16 protein-coding genes are annotated in these 15,844 nt (G+C 43.2%); 5 read left to right on the plus strand and 11 right to left on the minus strand.

The window, feature by feature from the left end; all coding sequences use genetic code 11:
- Nucleotides 1–6: 6 nt before the first annotated feature.
- Nucleotides 7–945: a carbohydrate ABC transporter permease gene (locus KFT32_RS17005; RefSeq protein ID WP_211748433.1), complete on the minus strand. Its 939-nt coding sequence runs from the start codon at nucleotides 943–945 to the stop codon at nucleotides 7–9.
- A gap of 216 nt (nucleotides 946–1,161) precedes the next feature.
- Nucleotides 1,162–2,475: an ABC transporter substrate-binding protein gene (locus KFT32_RS17010; protein ID WP_211748434.1), complete on the minus strand. Its 1,314-nt coding sequence runs from the start codon at nucleotides 2,473–2,475 to the stop codon at nucleotides 1,162–1,164.
- Nucleotides 2,476–2,858: 383 nt separating this feature from the next.
- Between KFT32_RS17010 and KFT32_RS17015 the strand changes: the two genes are divergently transcribed.
- Entirely contained in the window at nucleotides 2,859–3,194 is a 336-nt protein-coding gene (locus tag KFT32_RS17015; RefSeq protein WP_211748435.1) for a nuclear transport factor 2 family protein, read from the plus strand.
- 111 nt (nucleotides 3,195–3,305) lie between these two features.
- Here KFT32_RS17015 and KFT32_RS17020 read toward each other — a convergent pair whose 3' ends face one another.
- The gene (locus KFT32_RS17020; protein ID WP_211748436.1) at nucleotides 3,306–3,497 is read right to left on the minus strand and encodes a hypothetical protein; all 192 of its coding nucleotides are present in this window, start codon (nucleotides 3,495–3,497) and stop codon (nucleotides 3,306–3,308) included.
- 144 nt (nucleotides 3,498–3,641) lie between these two features.
- Between KFT32_RS17020 and KFT32_RS17025 the strand changes: the two genes are divergently transcribed.
- Complete coding sequence (locus KFT32_RS17025; protein ID WP_211748437.1) at nucleotides 3,642–4,613, plus strand: aldo/keto reductase; 972 nt, start codon at nucleotides 3,642–3,644, stop codon at nucleotides 4,611–4,613.
- A gap of 78 nt (nucleotides 4,614–4,691) precedes the next feature.
- Here the strand turns inward: KFT32_RS17025 and KFT32_RS17030 are convergent, their stop codons facing one another.
- The 6 genes from KFT32_RS17030 to KFT32_RS17055 all read right to left on the minus strand — a co-directional run bounded on the left by KFT32_RS17030 (nucleotide 4,692) and on the right by KFT32_RS17055 (nucleotide 12,459).
- Nucleotides 4,692–6,269, minus strand: a complete 1,578-nt coding sequence (locus KFT32_RS17030) for a response regulator (RefSeq protein WP_211748438.1) — start codon at nucleotides 6,267–6,269, stop codon at nucleotides 4,692–4,694.
- Nucleotides 6,266–8,140, minus strand: a complete 1,875-nt coding sequence (locus tag KFT32_RS17035) for a cache domain-containing sensor histidine kinase (RefSeq protein WP_249435946.1) — start codon at nucleotides 8,138–8,140, stop codon at nucleotides 6,266–6,268. The genes KFT32_RS17030 and KFT32_RS17035 overlap by 4 nt, the downstream gene beginning before the upstream one ends.
- Before the next feature lie 101 nt (nucleotides 8,141–8,241).
- Nucleotides 8,242–9,903, minus strand: coding sequence for an extracellular solute-binding protein (locus KFT32_RS17040; protein ID WP_211748439.1), 1,662 nt, complete (start codon nucleotides 9,901–9,903; stop codon nucleotides 8,242–8,244).
- A 58-nt stretch (nucleotides 9,904–9,961) separates the two neighbouring features.
- Nucleotides 9,962–10,852, minus strand: coding sequence for a carbohydrate ABC transporter permease (locus tag KFT32_RS17045; protein WP_481856347.1), 891 nt, complete (start codon nucleotides 10,850–10,852; stop codon nucleotides 9,962–9,964).
- 19 nt (nucleotides 10,853–10,871) lie between these two features.
- The gene (locus tag KFT32_RS17050) at nucleotides 10,872–11,849 is read right to left on the minus strand and encodes an ABC transporter permease (protein ID WP_211748441.1); all 978 of its coding nucleotides are present in this window, start codon (nucleotides 11,847–11,849) and stop codon (nucleotides 10,872–10,874) included.
- A gap of 301 nt (nucleotides 11,850–12,150) precedes the next feature.
- Entirely contained in the window at nucleotides 12,151–12,459 is a 309-nt protein-coding gene (locus KFT32_RS17055; protein ID WP_211748442.1) for a hypothetical protein, read from the minus strand.
- A 126-nt stretch (nucleotides 12,460–12,585) separates the two neighbouring features.
- Between KFT32_RS17055 and KFT32_RS17060 the strand changes: the two genes are divergently transcribed.
- Both KFT32_RS17060 and KFT32_RS17065 read left to right on the plus strand, forming a co-directional pair.
- Nucleotides 12,586–12,810: a helix-turn-helix domain-containing protein gene (locus KFT32_RS17060; RefSeq protein WP_211748496.1), complete on the plus strand. Its 225-nt coding sequence runs from the start codon at nucleotides 12,586–12,588 to the stop codon at nucleotides 12,808–12,810.
- 152 nt (nucleotides 12,811–12,962) lie between these two features.
- Complete coding sequence (locus KFT32_RS17065; RefSeq protein ID WP_211748443.1) at nucleotides 12,963–13,547, plus strand: GNAT family N-acetyltransferase; 585 nt, start codon at nucleotides 12,963–12,965, stop codon at nucleotides 13,545–13,547.
- Nucleotides 13,548–13,627: 80 nt separating this feature from the next.
- Here KFT32_RS17065 and KFT32_RS17070 read toward each other — a convergent pair whose 3' ends face one another.
- Together KFT32_RS17070 and KFT32_RS17075 are read right to left on the minus strand one after the other, a co-directional pair.
- Complete coding sequence (locus tag KFT32_RS17070) at nucleotides 13,628–14,110, minus strand: GNAT family N-acetyltransferase (protein ID WP_211748444.1); 483 nt, start codon at nucleotides 14,108–14,110, stop codon at nucleotides 13,628–13,630.
- A gap of 42 nt (nucleotides 14,111–14,152) precedes the next feature.
- Nucleotides 14,153–14,635 carry a hypothetical protein gene (locus tag KFT32_RS17075; protein WP_211748445.1) on the minus strand — a complete coding sequence of 161 codons (483 nt, stop codon included), beginning with the start codon at nucleotides 14,633–14,635 and terminating at the stop codon, nucleotides 14,153–14,155.
- A gap of 341 nt (nucleotides 14,636–14,976) precedes the next feature.
- Here KFT32_RS17075 and KFT32_RS17080 point away from each other — a divergent pair, with 341 nt between their 5' ends.
- On the plus strand, nucleotides 14,977–15,780 hold the full coding sequence (locus KFT32_RS17080; protein ID WP_211748446.1) for a DUF4097 family beta strand repeat-containing protein: 804 nt from the start codon (nucleotides 14,977–14,979) through the stop codon (nucleotides 15,778–15,780).
- Nucleotides 15,781–15,844: the final 64 nt, after the last annotated feature.

Raw genomic sequence — 15,844 nt, forward strand, 5'->3', positions numbered from 1 at the left:
CACAGGTTAATCCCCCTTTCTGCTAGAGATAAGATAAGGAACGATGAGGAAGGATACAAACAGCAGTAGCAGGATAGCAATTGCTGAACCATTTCCGTAGAAATTGCCCCGGAACGTCGTTTCGTACATGTACACCCCCGGCATGTCGGTTACGAACATGGCACCAGGGCCTGTCATGGAATAGATCAGATCAAAAATTTTCAAAGAAATGTGTCCAAGTATAATGATCGCACTCACAATAACCGGTTTAAGCAACGGTAAAATAATCGCTGTAAAAATTTTGCGTTCCGAAGCGCCATCCACTCGTGCCGCCTCGAACAAATCTTCACCGATAGCGCGAAGTCCTGCGAGCAGCATCGCCATCGTATATCCTGCCATTTGCCACACTGCCGCAATAATGACGGCTACCAAAGCGACAGGGAATCCAAAATCAATCAAACCCATTTTGAAGAAAGAAATTATTTCTGTACTTACATACCATTTCGGCGGAGAGGAAATGCCTATATTTTTCAGCAAGATATTAATACCGGATGAAGGATTTAGCAGCCACTGCCACACAACACCCGTCACGATAAAGGATACAGCCATCGGGAAAATAAAGATGTTACGGAAGAAGGCCTCCCCCTTGATCTTCTGATTGACTAACATGGCGAGCAGTAGCCCAATGCCAAGACATGCAGCGATAAACAGAATCGTAAACAAGATGGTGTTGCGAATGTCAGATTGGAAGCGAAAATCTTGAAAGAGGAACGCAAAATTTTTGAATCCAGCGAAAGATAAATCCTTTACGAGACTGTTCCAGTTACTTACGGACACATATCCCGTCCAGCTGATGAAACCGTATACAAATATGGCAATTGCAAGTAAGGAAGGCATAAGCATTAGTATCCCCCACAACTTGTCTGGGACCTTCTTTTTCTTCTGTATACTGACGTTAGTCTGCATCCTCGTTTCTCTCCTTTGCCCTGCTCAAGTGGGTAGTCATGCTCCTTATGTTCTGTTCTATCGTTTTATTATAAAATCACACACGCACCCATCGTTCTGGACGATATTCAGGTGGTCTGGACATTCTTTTCGTACCAAGTAGACTTTAGATGGTTGAAAAGTAACAGCCTCCACAGGCCCTACGGACCTTATAGAGGCTGTCACTCCTTTCCATCATTACATTCCTGCAGAAGCAGCCTGTTTCAGACCTTGAATCGCTTGATCCACATCTCCGCTTGTTACAAAGATATTGATGATCTGATTCGCTTGGGTTACAAATCCTTCCGAAGCCGCAGAACCATGGGCCAAACTTGGTGTGAGTGCACTGTTCTTGAAATCTTCCATCGTATCTTTACCGTATTCATCATATTTGGATACATCCGCATCTACACGAGCTGGAATCGATCCTTTTAACGGATTAAAGGCATCCTGTCCTTCAACAGAGCCCAACACTTTCAAGAATTCTTTGACCGAATCTGGATCTTTTACACCTTTAGGCAGTCCAAATGTATCGGTGATCACCATAAAGCTTCCTTCTGTGCCCGGAGTAGGTACATAGCCAAAATCAACATTCGTCTTCAGTTTAAGATCACCAGTGAAGTAGCCTTTAGCCCAGTCGCCCATTACGTTCATTGCTGCTTCCCCCGTAGATACGAGCTGGGATGCATCTTGCCAGTTCCGGGCAGCATGATCTTCATTGACATAAGTGAGCATCTTCTTAAATGTTTCCAGAGATTCTTTTACCTTCGGATCATCAAAAGGAATCTCTCCACTCCACAACTGTTTATAGCCGTCCGGGCCTAGTGTTCCAAGAAGCACGCTCTCAAACAAATGAGTTGCGGTCCAAGGTTCTTTATCTCCGAGAGCAAGCGGTGTAATCCCTTTGGCTTTCAGCGCATCTGCTACTTGAAAGAACTCGTCGAATGTAGTCGGTACTTCAAGTCCGTTATCTGCAAAAACTTTTTTGTTATACCAAAGAACATTCCCACGGTGGATATTCACAGGTACGGACCAGATGTTGCCTTCACTGCTGACAAGATCAATCAGATCTTTTGGAAACTTTTCATTCCAACCTTCTGATTCATATAAGTCGTTCAGCGGTTCCATTTTACCTGCTGCAACCCATCCAGTGTTAAGCTCCGATCCTCCGTGGACCTGGAACGTTCCTGGCGGGTCCCCGCCTTGCATCCGGCTTGCGAGAACAGCTTTCGCATTTGTTCCTGCTCCGCCTGCCACTGCTGCATTAATGACTTCAATATCCGGCTGCTTATCTTTGAATTCTTGAATCAGAGCTTTGAGCCCAGCCTCTTCTCCTGCACCAGTCCACCAGCTAAATATCTCTACTTGTTTACTGCTGGCTGGCTGTTCCGGCTTGGCTGCGCTCCCCCCTGCCTCATTACCCGTTGTATCCGTTCCTGTGCCTGAACTACATGCAGATAAAGCAAGTGACCCCACAAGCGTAAGCGCTAACAAAAATGGTGATTTTTTCACATGGACACATCCTTTAATTCTAAAGTATGAATCTGAATAGCCTTGCACTGTTTACATGTCTGATTATAAATCCCAAAATGTAAGCGCTATTCTGGATTATCTTCAGGTGATCTGGACTATCTTTAGCCTATATAAAAAAGAGGTTTAGATGAAGGAAATCCCTTCGTCTAAACCTCTTTACGCTTTGTTTTTGATATCCGTTACTTTAATAAAAGTCCGCATCAGTTGGCCTTGGTCATATACTTATCGGTAAATTCCCATAGTGACGACATCACTTTACCGCTTTAAAATAGTAGTTGATTACGGTGTTAAAAATTGTTATATTCTGAAGAAATGAATTGATCATTTTACCCATCTGACTATACGCCAAAGGAGACTTACCTATGTCTATCACCCAAGTTATTGATGCTCAGCTTGAAGCTTACAATGCACGCGATATTGAGGCTCTACTTCTTACCTATCATCCCGAATGTGTCATTGAAGATGCACAAGGGAATGTACAACAAACGAACAGAGAAGAAATCCGTGCTAGGTATACAAAGACGTTCGAAGTCAGCCCCGAGCTGCATGCGAAGATTCTGACTCGTATTGTGAACGGCCCTTATGTCATTGATCATGAAGAAGTCAGCGGACATAGCGGAAGAACCGACTTGCTGTATGCCGTTCCGGTGTACCGTGTTGAGGATGGTCTGATTACGCATGTACGGTTTATCGGTTAATTCATAGCACTTATATAGAGATAATATATAAAATCAAACACCGTAGGTCCCCTTTCTTTACGATTGGGGACCTGCGGTGTTTGCTGGAAAGATAACAATTTTTTGTTACATCTAATGTGCAGAATGTGGGTCAGGATCTATGATTTGATAGGTTCCAATCAGGACAAAAAGGGCAGTCATTACAATCAAGGCAATCCCTATCCATAGATAGAAGCCTTTATTTTTAGGATCACTTTTGGATTTCACTAGAAAGAAAATCCCCATTACTATAAATAAAATTACGAATGCGATAGCTATTCCCATTCTAATAATCTCCTTATTTTCCCATTCTATATGAACTGTATATATCTTACCTTATTTTGCTCTATGCAGCTGCCAATATTATACTTAAGATCTTAGGGTTATCCTAACTTGCTCTACCAACCATCTTGAAAGGGGCATTCTATCATGAAATATAACTATCTAGGTCAAAGTGGTTTGCAAGTTTCTCAGCTCGGACTTGGTACCAATTCCTTTGGCAAAAGGGCCGATGAGAAAGACTCAGCACGCATTTTGCATCACGCTATTGATAAAGGTATTAACTTTATTGATACCGCCAATATTTATGCCGGAACCGAATCAGAACGAATTATTGGACAAGCTTTGAAAGGAAAACGGGATCAGGTCGTACTTGCTACGAAAGCAGGGCTTATCAAAGACGATACCCCTAACGGACGAGGTTCTTCTCGTTATCATTTACATCTTGAGCTGGAAAACAGCCTGAGACGTTTGCAAACAGATTATGTTGATCTGTACCAGATTCATACCTTTGATCCAAACACACCGTTGGAAGAAACACTGCGGACACTCGATGACATGGTCCGTTCGGGTAAAGTACGTTACATAGGAGCTTCTAACTATGCTGCTTGGGAAATAATGAAGGCGCTCGGGATTAGTGAACATAGGAATTATGTGCGGTATGTGTCCACACAAACAAGTTACTCACTTGCAGATCGTACGCCGGAACTTGAGCTTGTACCGATGTGCCTTGACCAAGGTGTTGGGATCATTCCTTATTTCCCACTGGCCGGAGGAATTCTTACTGGGAAATACACAAGCAAAAACAGTGCTCCAGCGGGTTCTCGTGCCGAAACTGATCCGAACTTCAACCGATTCTTAGAAGATCATAACTTGGAACTTGGACGCAAGGTAAGTGATCTCGCTGCTAGTCACGGTCATTCCCCAAGTGCCCTTTCTGTCGCTTGGCTCATGAACCGCCCAGCAGTATCAACGGTTATCGTGGGTGCGACTAAGACAGAGCAATTAGACGATAACATCAAGAGCCTTGAGATTGACATGAATTCAGAGCTTGGCGCTGAGCTGGATAGAATAAGCGAACCTTTCATTCATGCCAAACCTTTTGCAACGTACCGTATTTAACATTGAATTATGTATGATCCAGCTTTGATCATAAAAATGGAAAAGGGAGCCGTGCTATTCGCACGACTCCCTAATGATCTACCCCTTATCCTCCGCCCCCAGCTGCATTAGCTGACGATATTCATGGGGTGTAACCCCTTCAAGCTCCCGAAACACGCGGGAAAACTGCTTACTGTGTTCAAACCCTACAGCATCGCTAATGGCTGACATCCGTAGCTCCGTCTCCCGAAGCAATACCTTGGCTTTACTTATCCGTACCTTCTTCAGGTACAGCACAAAATTTTCACCTGTGTATGCTTTAAATGCCTCACTAAAATAAGAATAACTTAACGACACATGATTGCTTACCATCGCCATATTTAAAGGACGAGCATAATGCGTGTCAATATACTGAACGGCCTCTTTCATATCTGAATGCTCCGTGTGTGCAGATCGAATCTGGACGATGTAGTCATTCACACTGACAAGGAGGTCCGTAATTTTCCGGTAATAATCGTGGAAACTCCGAAAATTCTTCATATTCCCTGCGCGCTTGTACATCTTAAGTACTTCAACAGATGACTCCCCGTATTTCAAAAATACTTCATCGAATACCTTCTCATTCATCAGCCTGCTTACCCGCTCCAAATAGGCGATGTCCATATGTTTAAGCTCGTCCACCTGAAAAATAGTACCAAGCAGCTGCTTCATTTCTTTTAGCCGATCGGTTCCCAGCATGTTGAGCAGTTTGTGCAGTTCCGCATAGGGAAGGGGAAACTCGGTACGATGCTGTAATTCTTCACTATATTCAATTCCACCTGACTGCTGGAGTGAAAATGTATATTCTAGCGCTGTTAGCGCCTCTTGATACTGGACACGTAGAAGGGAGACGTGGTTCTGCCCTGAACTAATGCCCATTCGAAAACCATTCCAACCTTTGAGATGAGCCTGTAGAGCAAGTTCCTTGTACCAGGTGGTGGTATTGCCGATGAGTACAATCCTTCCGTCAAGCCCCGGAATAACAGCTTCCAGTCTATCTTCAACCATATGAGTGAGGCGTTCAATGAGCCGCATGATCTCTCCTGTCGTCATCTTGGAACCATCTTCGTGATGGCAGATCACAACAGCCACGGCCATCGTTTCACCTAGCGGAAAACCAATATCGGCTTCCGCCTGCCTCCATTCTTCCTCAGGCAAGGTATCGGTTCCACAAATAATCTGGCGCAGCCGGTTTATCCGCTGCTCCTTACGCCACACTTGGCGCTCCTTCGCCTGCTGTTCTTGAACCGCTTCCTGTTCCGACAATTCTTTGTTCACTCGTTTTAGCAGATCAAACAATTCCTTTCGCTCAATCGGCTTCAACAAATAATCCCTAACCTTATATCTTATCGCTTGTTTGGCATACTCAAAATCATCATATCCACTCAATAGTACAACCGCAGGCTGCGTTTCCGCTGGTTCAGCATGCAGTTCTTCAAGCAGCCGAATTCCGTCCAGTACAGGCATCCTTATATCGGTCAGAATAAGATCAGCCGGATTCTCCTTATTCAGTTCAAGTGCGATCTTACCGTTGCCGGCAAGTGCTATGTCATATACCGACTCAAATTCACGCTCAATCATCGCCTTAAGTCCCATCCGAATGTTCTTCTCATCATCCACGATAATCAATCTTCTCATCCGGCATCCCCTCCTGTCAGTAATACTTTAGGTAATGTCATCATGATCTCTGTTCCTTGTCCTTCCGCGCTTTGAACCATCAATCCATACTCTTTCCCGTAAAAGAGCTGCAGCCGCTGATGTACATTGGTAAGTCCAATGCCTCCGGGCTGCTTCATCCGTTCTTCTTCCTGTTCCCGGTTGAATTGCATCCTACTTACGATCTCCTGCAATTTGTTCTGATCCATTCCGCTTCCGTTATCTACAATCGTTAGCTGGAAGGTCTCACCGCTCGTTTCCGCCTGAATTCGAATTGTTTTATCATCTGGCTCTTCGGGCAGTTCTGCCCAGGCGTGTTTTACACTGTTCTCGACGAGAGGCTGGAGTGACATTTTGAGCACCTCGGCTTCCAGAGCATATTCCGGGATGTCTAGGACCAGCTGTATTGGAGTATCAAATCTGATATTCATAACCTCTATATAGTTACGGATATGCCTTAGTTCATCTTTCAGCTTCACATATTCTCCTGACCATTTAAAATTGTAACGCATCATACCGCCGAGTGACGTAAGTGCATCCGCAATTTCCCGCTGGTCCTCCATCTCCGCTAGCATCCGGATATTTTCAAGGGTGTTATATAGAAAGTGTGAATCAATCTGATTATGCAATGTCCGTAGTTCTGCTTCTTTGGACAAAGCTTCTTTTCGAACCGCCACGGCAACGAGCTCATTAATTTTGTTCATCAGCTTGTTAAAATGATACGCAAGCTCTCCAATTTCTCCGCCACCACGGATGACTACCCCGGTATATAACTCCCCGCGGCGCGCTTTTTTCATCGCATCCGTCAGCCTTACCAGATTTTTTAGAATAATCGAATTCATTATGTACGCAATAATCGTAAAGATGAGAATAAACAGTATATTGGCACCGATGGTCTGATTTCGGATCTTGGAAATTTGCCGCAGTACATCTTCCATAGAAACGACATTCAGCAGATAAGCATCCAGACCTTCGAGAGGTACGCTATGAAAAAGGTACGTTTTACCGCCTTCCTTGTATTCCGTTTGCCAGAAACCACCCGTGTCCATCAGACCAAGTCGCTCTACAATTGCCTTTTTCATCTGCGGATTGTCACTTAGTAGAGATTGCTCCTCGCGCGTAAATATTTGGCCTTTATGATCAATCAGAAACATCTGAGAACGTTCTTCCTGCACAGAAAACGTACGAGGAGCAAAATCCGATAAGAGCATATCCACCTGAATAATCCCCGAGTGTTCTCCGGCAATGACACTGATCTCCCGCAGCAATGATACCTTAGGGCTCGTCGCCTCTGGATTTGATTCATTGCGCTTCGTGAGGTCAAGTGACTGGTTCTGAAAATACCACATCTGTTGATCGCCAAGCCCATACGTATCGGAATACCAAGGTTCCTGCTTAATCCGCTGTTCACTGAAAATGATCGGCCAAATCTCATAGGCATACGGATTATCTGTAAACAGATGCAAATTTTCGATATTGGGATTGTTAAACTGGATACGAGTGAGATTAACGTAGGCGTTCATATTAAAATCGATTAATTCTCCAAGGGGAGGCTCCTCTTCCCTGGTCAAGTAGTTCACTACTTCCTTATCGGAAATGGCGAGCTGTGCGGAACGCTCCATAGATTCAATCTGATTCTGGATATGGAGTTTCTCCATATCTAACAAATTTGCACTTTTATCGATCGTATCCGAAATATACGTTTTATTGATGGAGTTGAAAGAAAAGACAGAGACCAGCAGACTCGGCAATAGAATAATGGCAATATAAGCGGCAATCAAGCGACTCTGTAAAGATCTCTGCTCCCACCAGACGGACAGATATTCTATGAAGCGGGGTCTCATTTTCATCATCGGCTGGTTCTCCTATCTGCATGGTCATCAAGTAATGTGATATCGAAAAGAAAAGATAACCCCAAAAACCCGCGGGTCGCGGGTTCTTAGGGATATCGTCATTATTTCAAAAATTCACCAAGCTTTTTCACATTGTCTTCGTATTTCTGCTGTTGGAACGCCTGAACTTTATCGAGTCCGTCTTTCACACGTTTCTCTTGGAATTCCGCCCAGATCGTATCAAATTCAGCATCCGTTTTTGCCATTAGCAGCTTCGGCAGTGTCTTACCCCACAATTGAGCGAGCTTCGTATTAATAATTCCTTCTGGTGAGTTACCCGTCGGATTCAGTAATTCAAATTCGGAAGCGCTTACTGTTTTTCCCTTCGTCCAGTCTTCCATTTGTTTGAATGGTTCTACGGTCTTAGGAGCCCACTGCGACGTAATATTGGTATTCATCAACATCCAGAAAGTATGGGATGCTCCATATTTTTTGTCAAATGCAGATCGATCTGTATTCAGCAGCTCCAGCACTTCTGGTTTAAATTGATCTTTTCCGTCGATGTTGTCGTACGATACGCCTTTTTCACCTAAGTACAGGTCTTTGTTTCCTTCTTCACTATTCAGATAGCTCAGAAAACGGATCGCGCGTGCTTTGTCTTTTACATTTTTGGAGATGAGCGTTACAGTCCATCCAGAGATGCCTGGTCCATCCAGTGTTGGTGTATCCAAGTTTTTATTCGAAGGTCCGTCTACAGCAATATACACGGAATTTGGATCATTTGCATAGAGCGTATTGAGCTGAGCTGCCATATCACTGCGTTGATAAATCATTGCAAAGTAGCGGCCTTGCGCAATTTTCTCTTCCATTTGCGGGCGTTTATCAATAAAGATATCTTTCGCCAGTAAGCCCTGTTCGTTTGCCTGACGAATCGTTTTTAGCCAGGTAATATACTCTGGATCAGTGGAACGATCATACAGTTTCCCGTCTTTTTCTTTTGGAATTGCGAGTAGATTTTGCAGGTAGCCTTCCATGGAATAGTTACCTGTCTCTCCAAACTCATGCATACCAAGCGGGATCAGCGGCTGGCCATTGATCTCTGGGAACTTCTCTTTAGCTGCTTGAAGCGCAGCAAGAAATCCTTCGGGTGTACGCATGTCCGGTTTACCGATCGCTTCGTACATATCTTTTCTTACTAGGAATACTTGGTTCGAAACATAGTCTTCTCCATACTTTTTGTAATCTTCAGGGGAAGAAGATGCGTTCGGATAAGCATAGACGTTACCATCTGCTTTCGTATACCAAGATAATTTTGCAGCATCGGATGCAGTATAGAAATAAGGGTCATACTCATCTGCCAGTTCGTTCAGCGGCAATACCAACCCACCGTCGATCATTTTCTGTACGGCATCATCGCCCTTATCAATCGTAATAAAGTCAGGCAGTTTACCGGATGCAATCAAGGTATTCATTTTCTCGCTCTCATTTCCTGCAGGAACGATAAAGTTGATGTTTACTCCTGTTTTTTCAGTAATGAATTTGGAGGTCGCATCGACACCCCACGTATTTGCAAACCAAGAAAAATTCAGGTACCAATCAAACGTAATAGGGGAAGTATCGACTTTCCAGCCTGGCTCATCCTTACTAAGCTGTACTGCTGGTGTCTCATTTGGTTTCACTTCTGCTTCTTTTTCTCCGCCGCCGGAAGAACAAGCGGTTGATACAACGAGCAATGTTGTAGAGAGTAAGGTAAGAATCCGTTTCATACCGAATTTTTGATTCATTTGTTTACCCCTTTTCTATTTAGTAATAGCAAAAACAGAATTACGCTGGCTGTGGGTGTTAGCCTTTGATGGACCCGATCATCATTCCCTTCACAAAGTATTTTTGTAGGAATGGATAGACAAACACGATCGGAAGCGTAGTCACGACCATGGTGGCCAGCTTGATAGACTGTGATGTTACCGTCTTGGTCACTCCACTTCCTTGCACCGCGGCAACCATCTGATTGGAACTTGACTGGGCAACAACACGATATAGATAAGTCTGAATCGGCTGTAAATCCGTATTATTGATGTAAATCATCCCCGTAAAATAATCATTCCACTGATATACCCCATGGAAGAGCGAAATCGTTGCGATAACCGGAAGGGAAACCGGAAGTACAACTCGCAAAAAAATAGACCAGTCGTTCGCTCCATCAATTCGTGCTGCTTCCTCCAGACCGCTTGGAATTTCGCGGAAGAACGTCATGAAGATAATCAGATCAAAGAAACTAAACATCGCTGGGATAATATACACGAGAAAGTTATCCAAGAGATGCAAATCGCGGATCAGCAAGAAGGTAGGGATTAAACCTCCACCAAAAAAGAGGGTTACGGTACCAATCAAAATGTAGATTTTACCACCGATCAGATCTCTTCGGGAAAGAGCATAAGCGACCATTGCAGTAAAAAAGACATGTACGGCCGTACCTATCACTGTTTTTGCTACCGTAATTCCCATCGCCGTCATAATTCCAGGACTTGCAAACACCGCCTTGAAATTATCAAGGCTGAATTCACGGGGCCACCAGTAAATACCACCGCTCATGGCATCCGATCCGTCGTTAAAAGCATTCACAAGCACGTACCAGATGGGATACAGTGTAAGAAAACAAATGATGATCATCGCAAGGGTGTTTAATGTATCAAATAAAGCCTCGCCTTTCGTTCTGCGATTAAGTGCCCACAACATAGGCTCCTCCTTTCTCCTAGAAAAGGGATGTTCCGTTTATTTTTTTCGATACTTTATTAGCTATAAGCAGTAGGATCAGAGCAATAACCGATTTTAGTAAGCCTACAGCTGTTGCATAGGAATACCGCCCAGAGAGTAGACCTGTCTGATAGACATAGTAGTCAATTACATTACTTGCACTATCATTTAGCGAATTGCGAAGGACGAGAATTTGATCAAAGTTCGAGTTCAGCACACCGCTGACCGCCAGAATAAATAGAATCGTAATCGTCGATTTGATTGATGGAAGGGTAACATACCACATTTTCTGAAATCGACCGGCTCCATCAATGGTAGCTGCTTCATACATTTCGGGCGATACACTGGAAATGGCAGCAAGATAAATAATAGCCGACCACCCAAGTTCCTTCCATATGTCCGAAGTAATGATGATGGTCCAGAAGTATTTAGGTTCTGCGAGATACGTAATTGGCGCATCAATGAAATTCAGGGCCATCAGAAAGTCATTAATAATTCCCGTCTCCGACAGCCAGGTAGCAAGAATGCCACCGAGCACAACCCATGATAAAAAGTGCGGCAGATATGAAATCGTCTGCACGGTTCTTTTGAACCGGACTGAACGAAGTTCATTAAGAAATAGTGCAAAAACGATCGGTAAGGGGAACCCAATGACGAGCTTCAGTAAGCTCATACCCAGCGTGTTGCGAATGACATTCCCCAGATTCTCATCCTCAAAGAACTCCTTAAAATGGTCAAGCCCCACCCATGGCGCTTCAGAGATGGTACCGATAATGTTGTACTCCTTGAATGCAATAATGATGCCGTACATGGGAATGTAGTTGAATATGAACATCCAGGCAATGCCAAGTAATGCCATCGTCTGCACATGCCGCTGCTGAATGAATCTTCGTCCCAAGCTGCGAGTTTTTTTCTCACGTACAGCATGAACCGGCTTTACGGATGCTGGCGATTTTGAGCTCGGTTCAATCTCCATGTTGCTTCCCCCTGCCTTTCCTATCTATTTTGTAATTTTCTTTAATGTAAGCACTTACATTTACTGTTATTATCATACTTCGAAAGTAGAGCGTGATATAAGGTCTCAAATTTCGTATGAGGGGCTCGTTTTTCGGATCAATTACAAAACAAGACCGAAAATATGACCACATTTGAAATAAAAGAAACCTGTCATTACTTAAAAAAGTAACGGCAGGTTTTATGTAATAAACATGTTATTTGGTTCTATAATTTAAAATTCTAACTTAGGTAATATTCTTACTTACGAATCTTCTGACAAACTATCCGCTGATCAATTCTACTTCTTCACTTTCTAATTGTTGCTTAGCCTCATTTTGTTTAAGCTCGTTGACCTTATACCGAAGTGCGCCCTTTTCCAGTCTTACATGAAGTAATTCGGTAGAAAGATCTATATTCATTTGATGGATACTCGTCACAATATCCTCTGCAGTAACAAAATCAATCGAATCGCCCTTCCCAGATATAAACTCGATTAAAATATCGATACATTCATTACATAAATCCATCCGTTTCAGCAGAGCCTCTTCTTCTTCATCCAGATGATGGTAATTCAATGTCAACTCATCCATTAGATCACACTCCCCCATGTATAAAGCTTCTATTTGATACGTATACAAGTACCAAACCTGAAAATATTATATGGTACGCTTATGCGTATAGTCAATACAGAAACAGAAGAGATGACGGTGGTAGAGATGACAAAAAAAGTAGTGGTGAACATACGTCAATTGACTAAAGAGCGCAATATTTCTTTGCGAGAATTGTCCAGGCTATCTGATGTCAGACATGCCGCTCTCAGTGAACTTTCAAATGGAAAAAGAGAAAACATTAGCTTTAGCCACATCGAACGAATTGCAGAGGCGTTAGACATTAAAGATATACGTGAGATCATTAATCTCGTTGATACACATGATTCGTAAGGACGACATAACTACAAATTCTAAAAAAAGAAGCCTATTGGATCATATCTAATAGGCTTCTTTTGGCTATTCTGATTTTTCATAACCAGCTCTTGCTACAAATGAAACCTCATGGTATGTTTATGAGAAATTTTTACAGGAGGAGTTAGCAGATGTCCATAGAGACCCAAGAAAAAATCATGTTATCGATTCCGGATTCCTTTGAAAGCCCAAGACTTATCATCCGTGCACCTTTATACGGGGATGGCGCCGCCTCCTATGAAGCCGTTCAGGAAAGCATGGAAGAACTGCGCCCATGGATGCCGTTTGCGAATGATTCGCTCACTGCGGAGAATTCTGAGATTAACATCAGAGAGGCCTATCTGAAATTTCTGGAGCGTACAGACCTGAGACTCTTACTATTTTCCAAAGAAAATGGACAATTCGTTGGAAGCAGCGGGCTGCACCGAATTGATTGGGATGTTCGCAAATTCGAAATCGGTTATTGGCTGCGAAGCTCTTATGCAGGACAAGGCTATATGACGGAAGCCGTTGAAGCAGTTACGAACTATGCCATCCATGAACTTGCAGCGAACCGAATTGAAATCCGCTGCGACGCGAGGAATGTAAAGAGTGCCAAGGTAGCGGAGAGAAACGGATTTGTACTTGAAGGAATTCTGCGCGGAGACAGTCTGGATGTGAATCATCAACTTTCGGACACGATGGTCTTCTCTAAGGTGCGGGGTAAAGAATTTTAGAATTCGTTGTTTACATCAAAAAGATACGGCGCTTGCCGTATTCTGTAAGACAGTCAAAGCTAAGTCTTTGGCTGTCTATTTTATTTGTATACTTTGTTCATTACGATAAACTCCCTGTCTCTACTAAGAAATGTCCTTCCCTTCTGAAAGCCAACTCTCTCATACACCTTAATGGCTCGTTCATTGAACGTAGCCACGACGAGTTGAACATTCTTCTGGTTCTTATTATTCCAAATAAAATGAAGACCCTCTACTAAAAAAGAGGCTCCTAGCCCGTTTCCTGTCAGGTCAGGTCTCATTCCTAGTCCTATATCTATTTGCTGATCGTTATTGTAAATGCCTGCTGCATATCCTCCCGGAACCCTTGCCGCTTCTCCGGTACAAATAAACCCAATGAGTTCCCCTTGTTCATCCAGAGCGGCATGATAACTTCCGTCCATGAGTTCATGAATCGTTTCTTCATCGTCTCCCATACTGTAGAACTGGTAAGGCTCAGGATATGTCCATGTAGCAATGTCTCTCGCGTACGCCTCTGTCATGGATAAAAATCGGATTAAATTCATAGTTATGACACCCTCTATCTGTTGGAAGTATTTTAATAACCCTCAATTGTACTTCTCATCCCACTGTCGTTTCCATGTCCCGTAATTCATTCCTGAGAACTCCTCCAGCGTCCGTCCATCTAGTGAGTACACCCCTCCATCTGTAGGGGAGTCTAGGTCCGGTAAGCTGTACCCTCCAATCACCTCATTCTCTGTCTGCATTACACACACAATGGTTTGGTCCTGAGGATTGGAAGGGGCCCTCTCTAAAGGGTGATTCGTAACATAGAACTTAGTGGTATAAATCATTTTCCCTATATACACAGCGGCATCTACAGATTGAACGCTCCAATACATTTGATGCGGCAGCTGTGTCAGATCTTCTCTAGTGAGCTTGTGTTCATAAACAGGATCTTCTTGCCGAATGATTTCATAACCTTGTTCTGTTAGAAACTCCCTAGAAGGAGAATCAAGAGGTTGCAATGAGCCGTTACTACATGCGGTAATCAAAAGAAACAAAACCATCAGCATTGTGAGCCTGTTCATTTCAATTGGCCGATCTCATTGTTCTGCTCATCGGCATTCTGAGTTTTAACCTCCACCGCTCCCAACTCCTTCGCTTCATTAGGTTACAGGCGCCTCAACAAAATATATTACAATATTATACATATATACAGTTCATTTGTAATTACAGGACTAAAAAACGGCCCTTGGAAACCACGCGTTATTTCAAAAGATGTTAATTATACAATTCTAGTAACATAAATCAAATAAAGAAGCACCCAGTTTATTTTGTATCCATTTCAAATCTGCTGTTTAAGGGTATACACTCTTTAGATGTAACACATGAAATCTACCTAACCAAGACGAGAAATGAGTGAACCGATATGAAGAAAGTGCTCATCACTTTATTCACGACAACGATGTTCCTGAGTGCCTGTGCTCAAGAGAATAATGAAAATTCTCCTCCCCCAAATGACACAGTGACCCAGCCAAACCAGACCGTGAATCAAGACCAATCAATCATAACAAAGAACGACTCTTCTACCTCTACTGAACAAGGTACGCAGACGAAAGAAGTGAACGGGGCAGATATTCGTACAATCGAAATCGGTCATCACTACATAGGAAATATTTTTATAAAAATGGAGCCTAATACGGACCATATCACTGCTACGCTGAATAACGAGGAACTTCATGAAGAAGTTGCACCTGAACTGCTTTTGTCGACAAGCGAGCACACACTCATTGTAGATACTCGCGTACCCGATGGGACCGCTGCAAAACCCAGTACTGTAAACGGAAATCTGAATAAAGAGCCGCTTACTCTCTCCCTTATTGTCCCTGAGAAAATGTATGAGCAGATTTCCCTTATTACGCAAAGCGGGAACATAACAGCAGAACATATGAATACTAATACAATGGTGATAAAAACCGATGCGGGTAACCTCGATATGAAGCAAGTGAATGCCAGCAAACTGAATGCTGAATCCGGTGCAGGAAATATCTTTTTTAAAACAGATACACCAGATGCATTTACCATCATTGCCGGAACGGGTGCGGGCAAACTGGAGCTACTTGGAGAAGTGATCGAACAAACAGAGTCATCTGAACCAGACCTTACGATCGGCACCGGAGCTAAGGAGGCTAGATTCGCAACAGGAGCAGGAAATGTACGAGTGTATGAGTAAAATTGTAAATATACATTGGGATATATAGAGCCAAATGGTATTTTTTCATAGCAAAAGCAAAACA

Source organism: Paenibacillus sp. Marseille-Q4541 (genome assembly GCF_018310695.1).
Lineage (GTDB): Bacteria > Bacillota > Bacilli > Paenibacillales > Paenibacillaceae > Paenibacillus.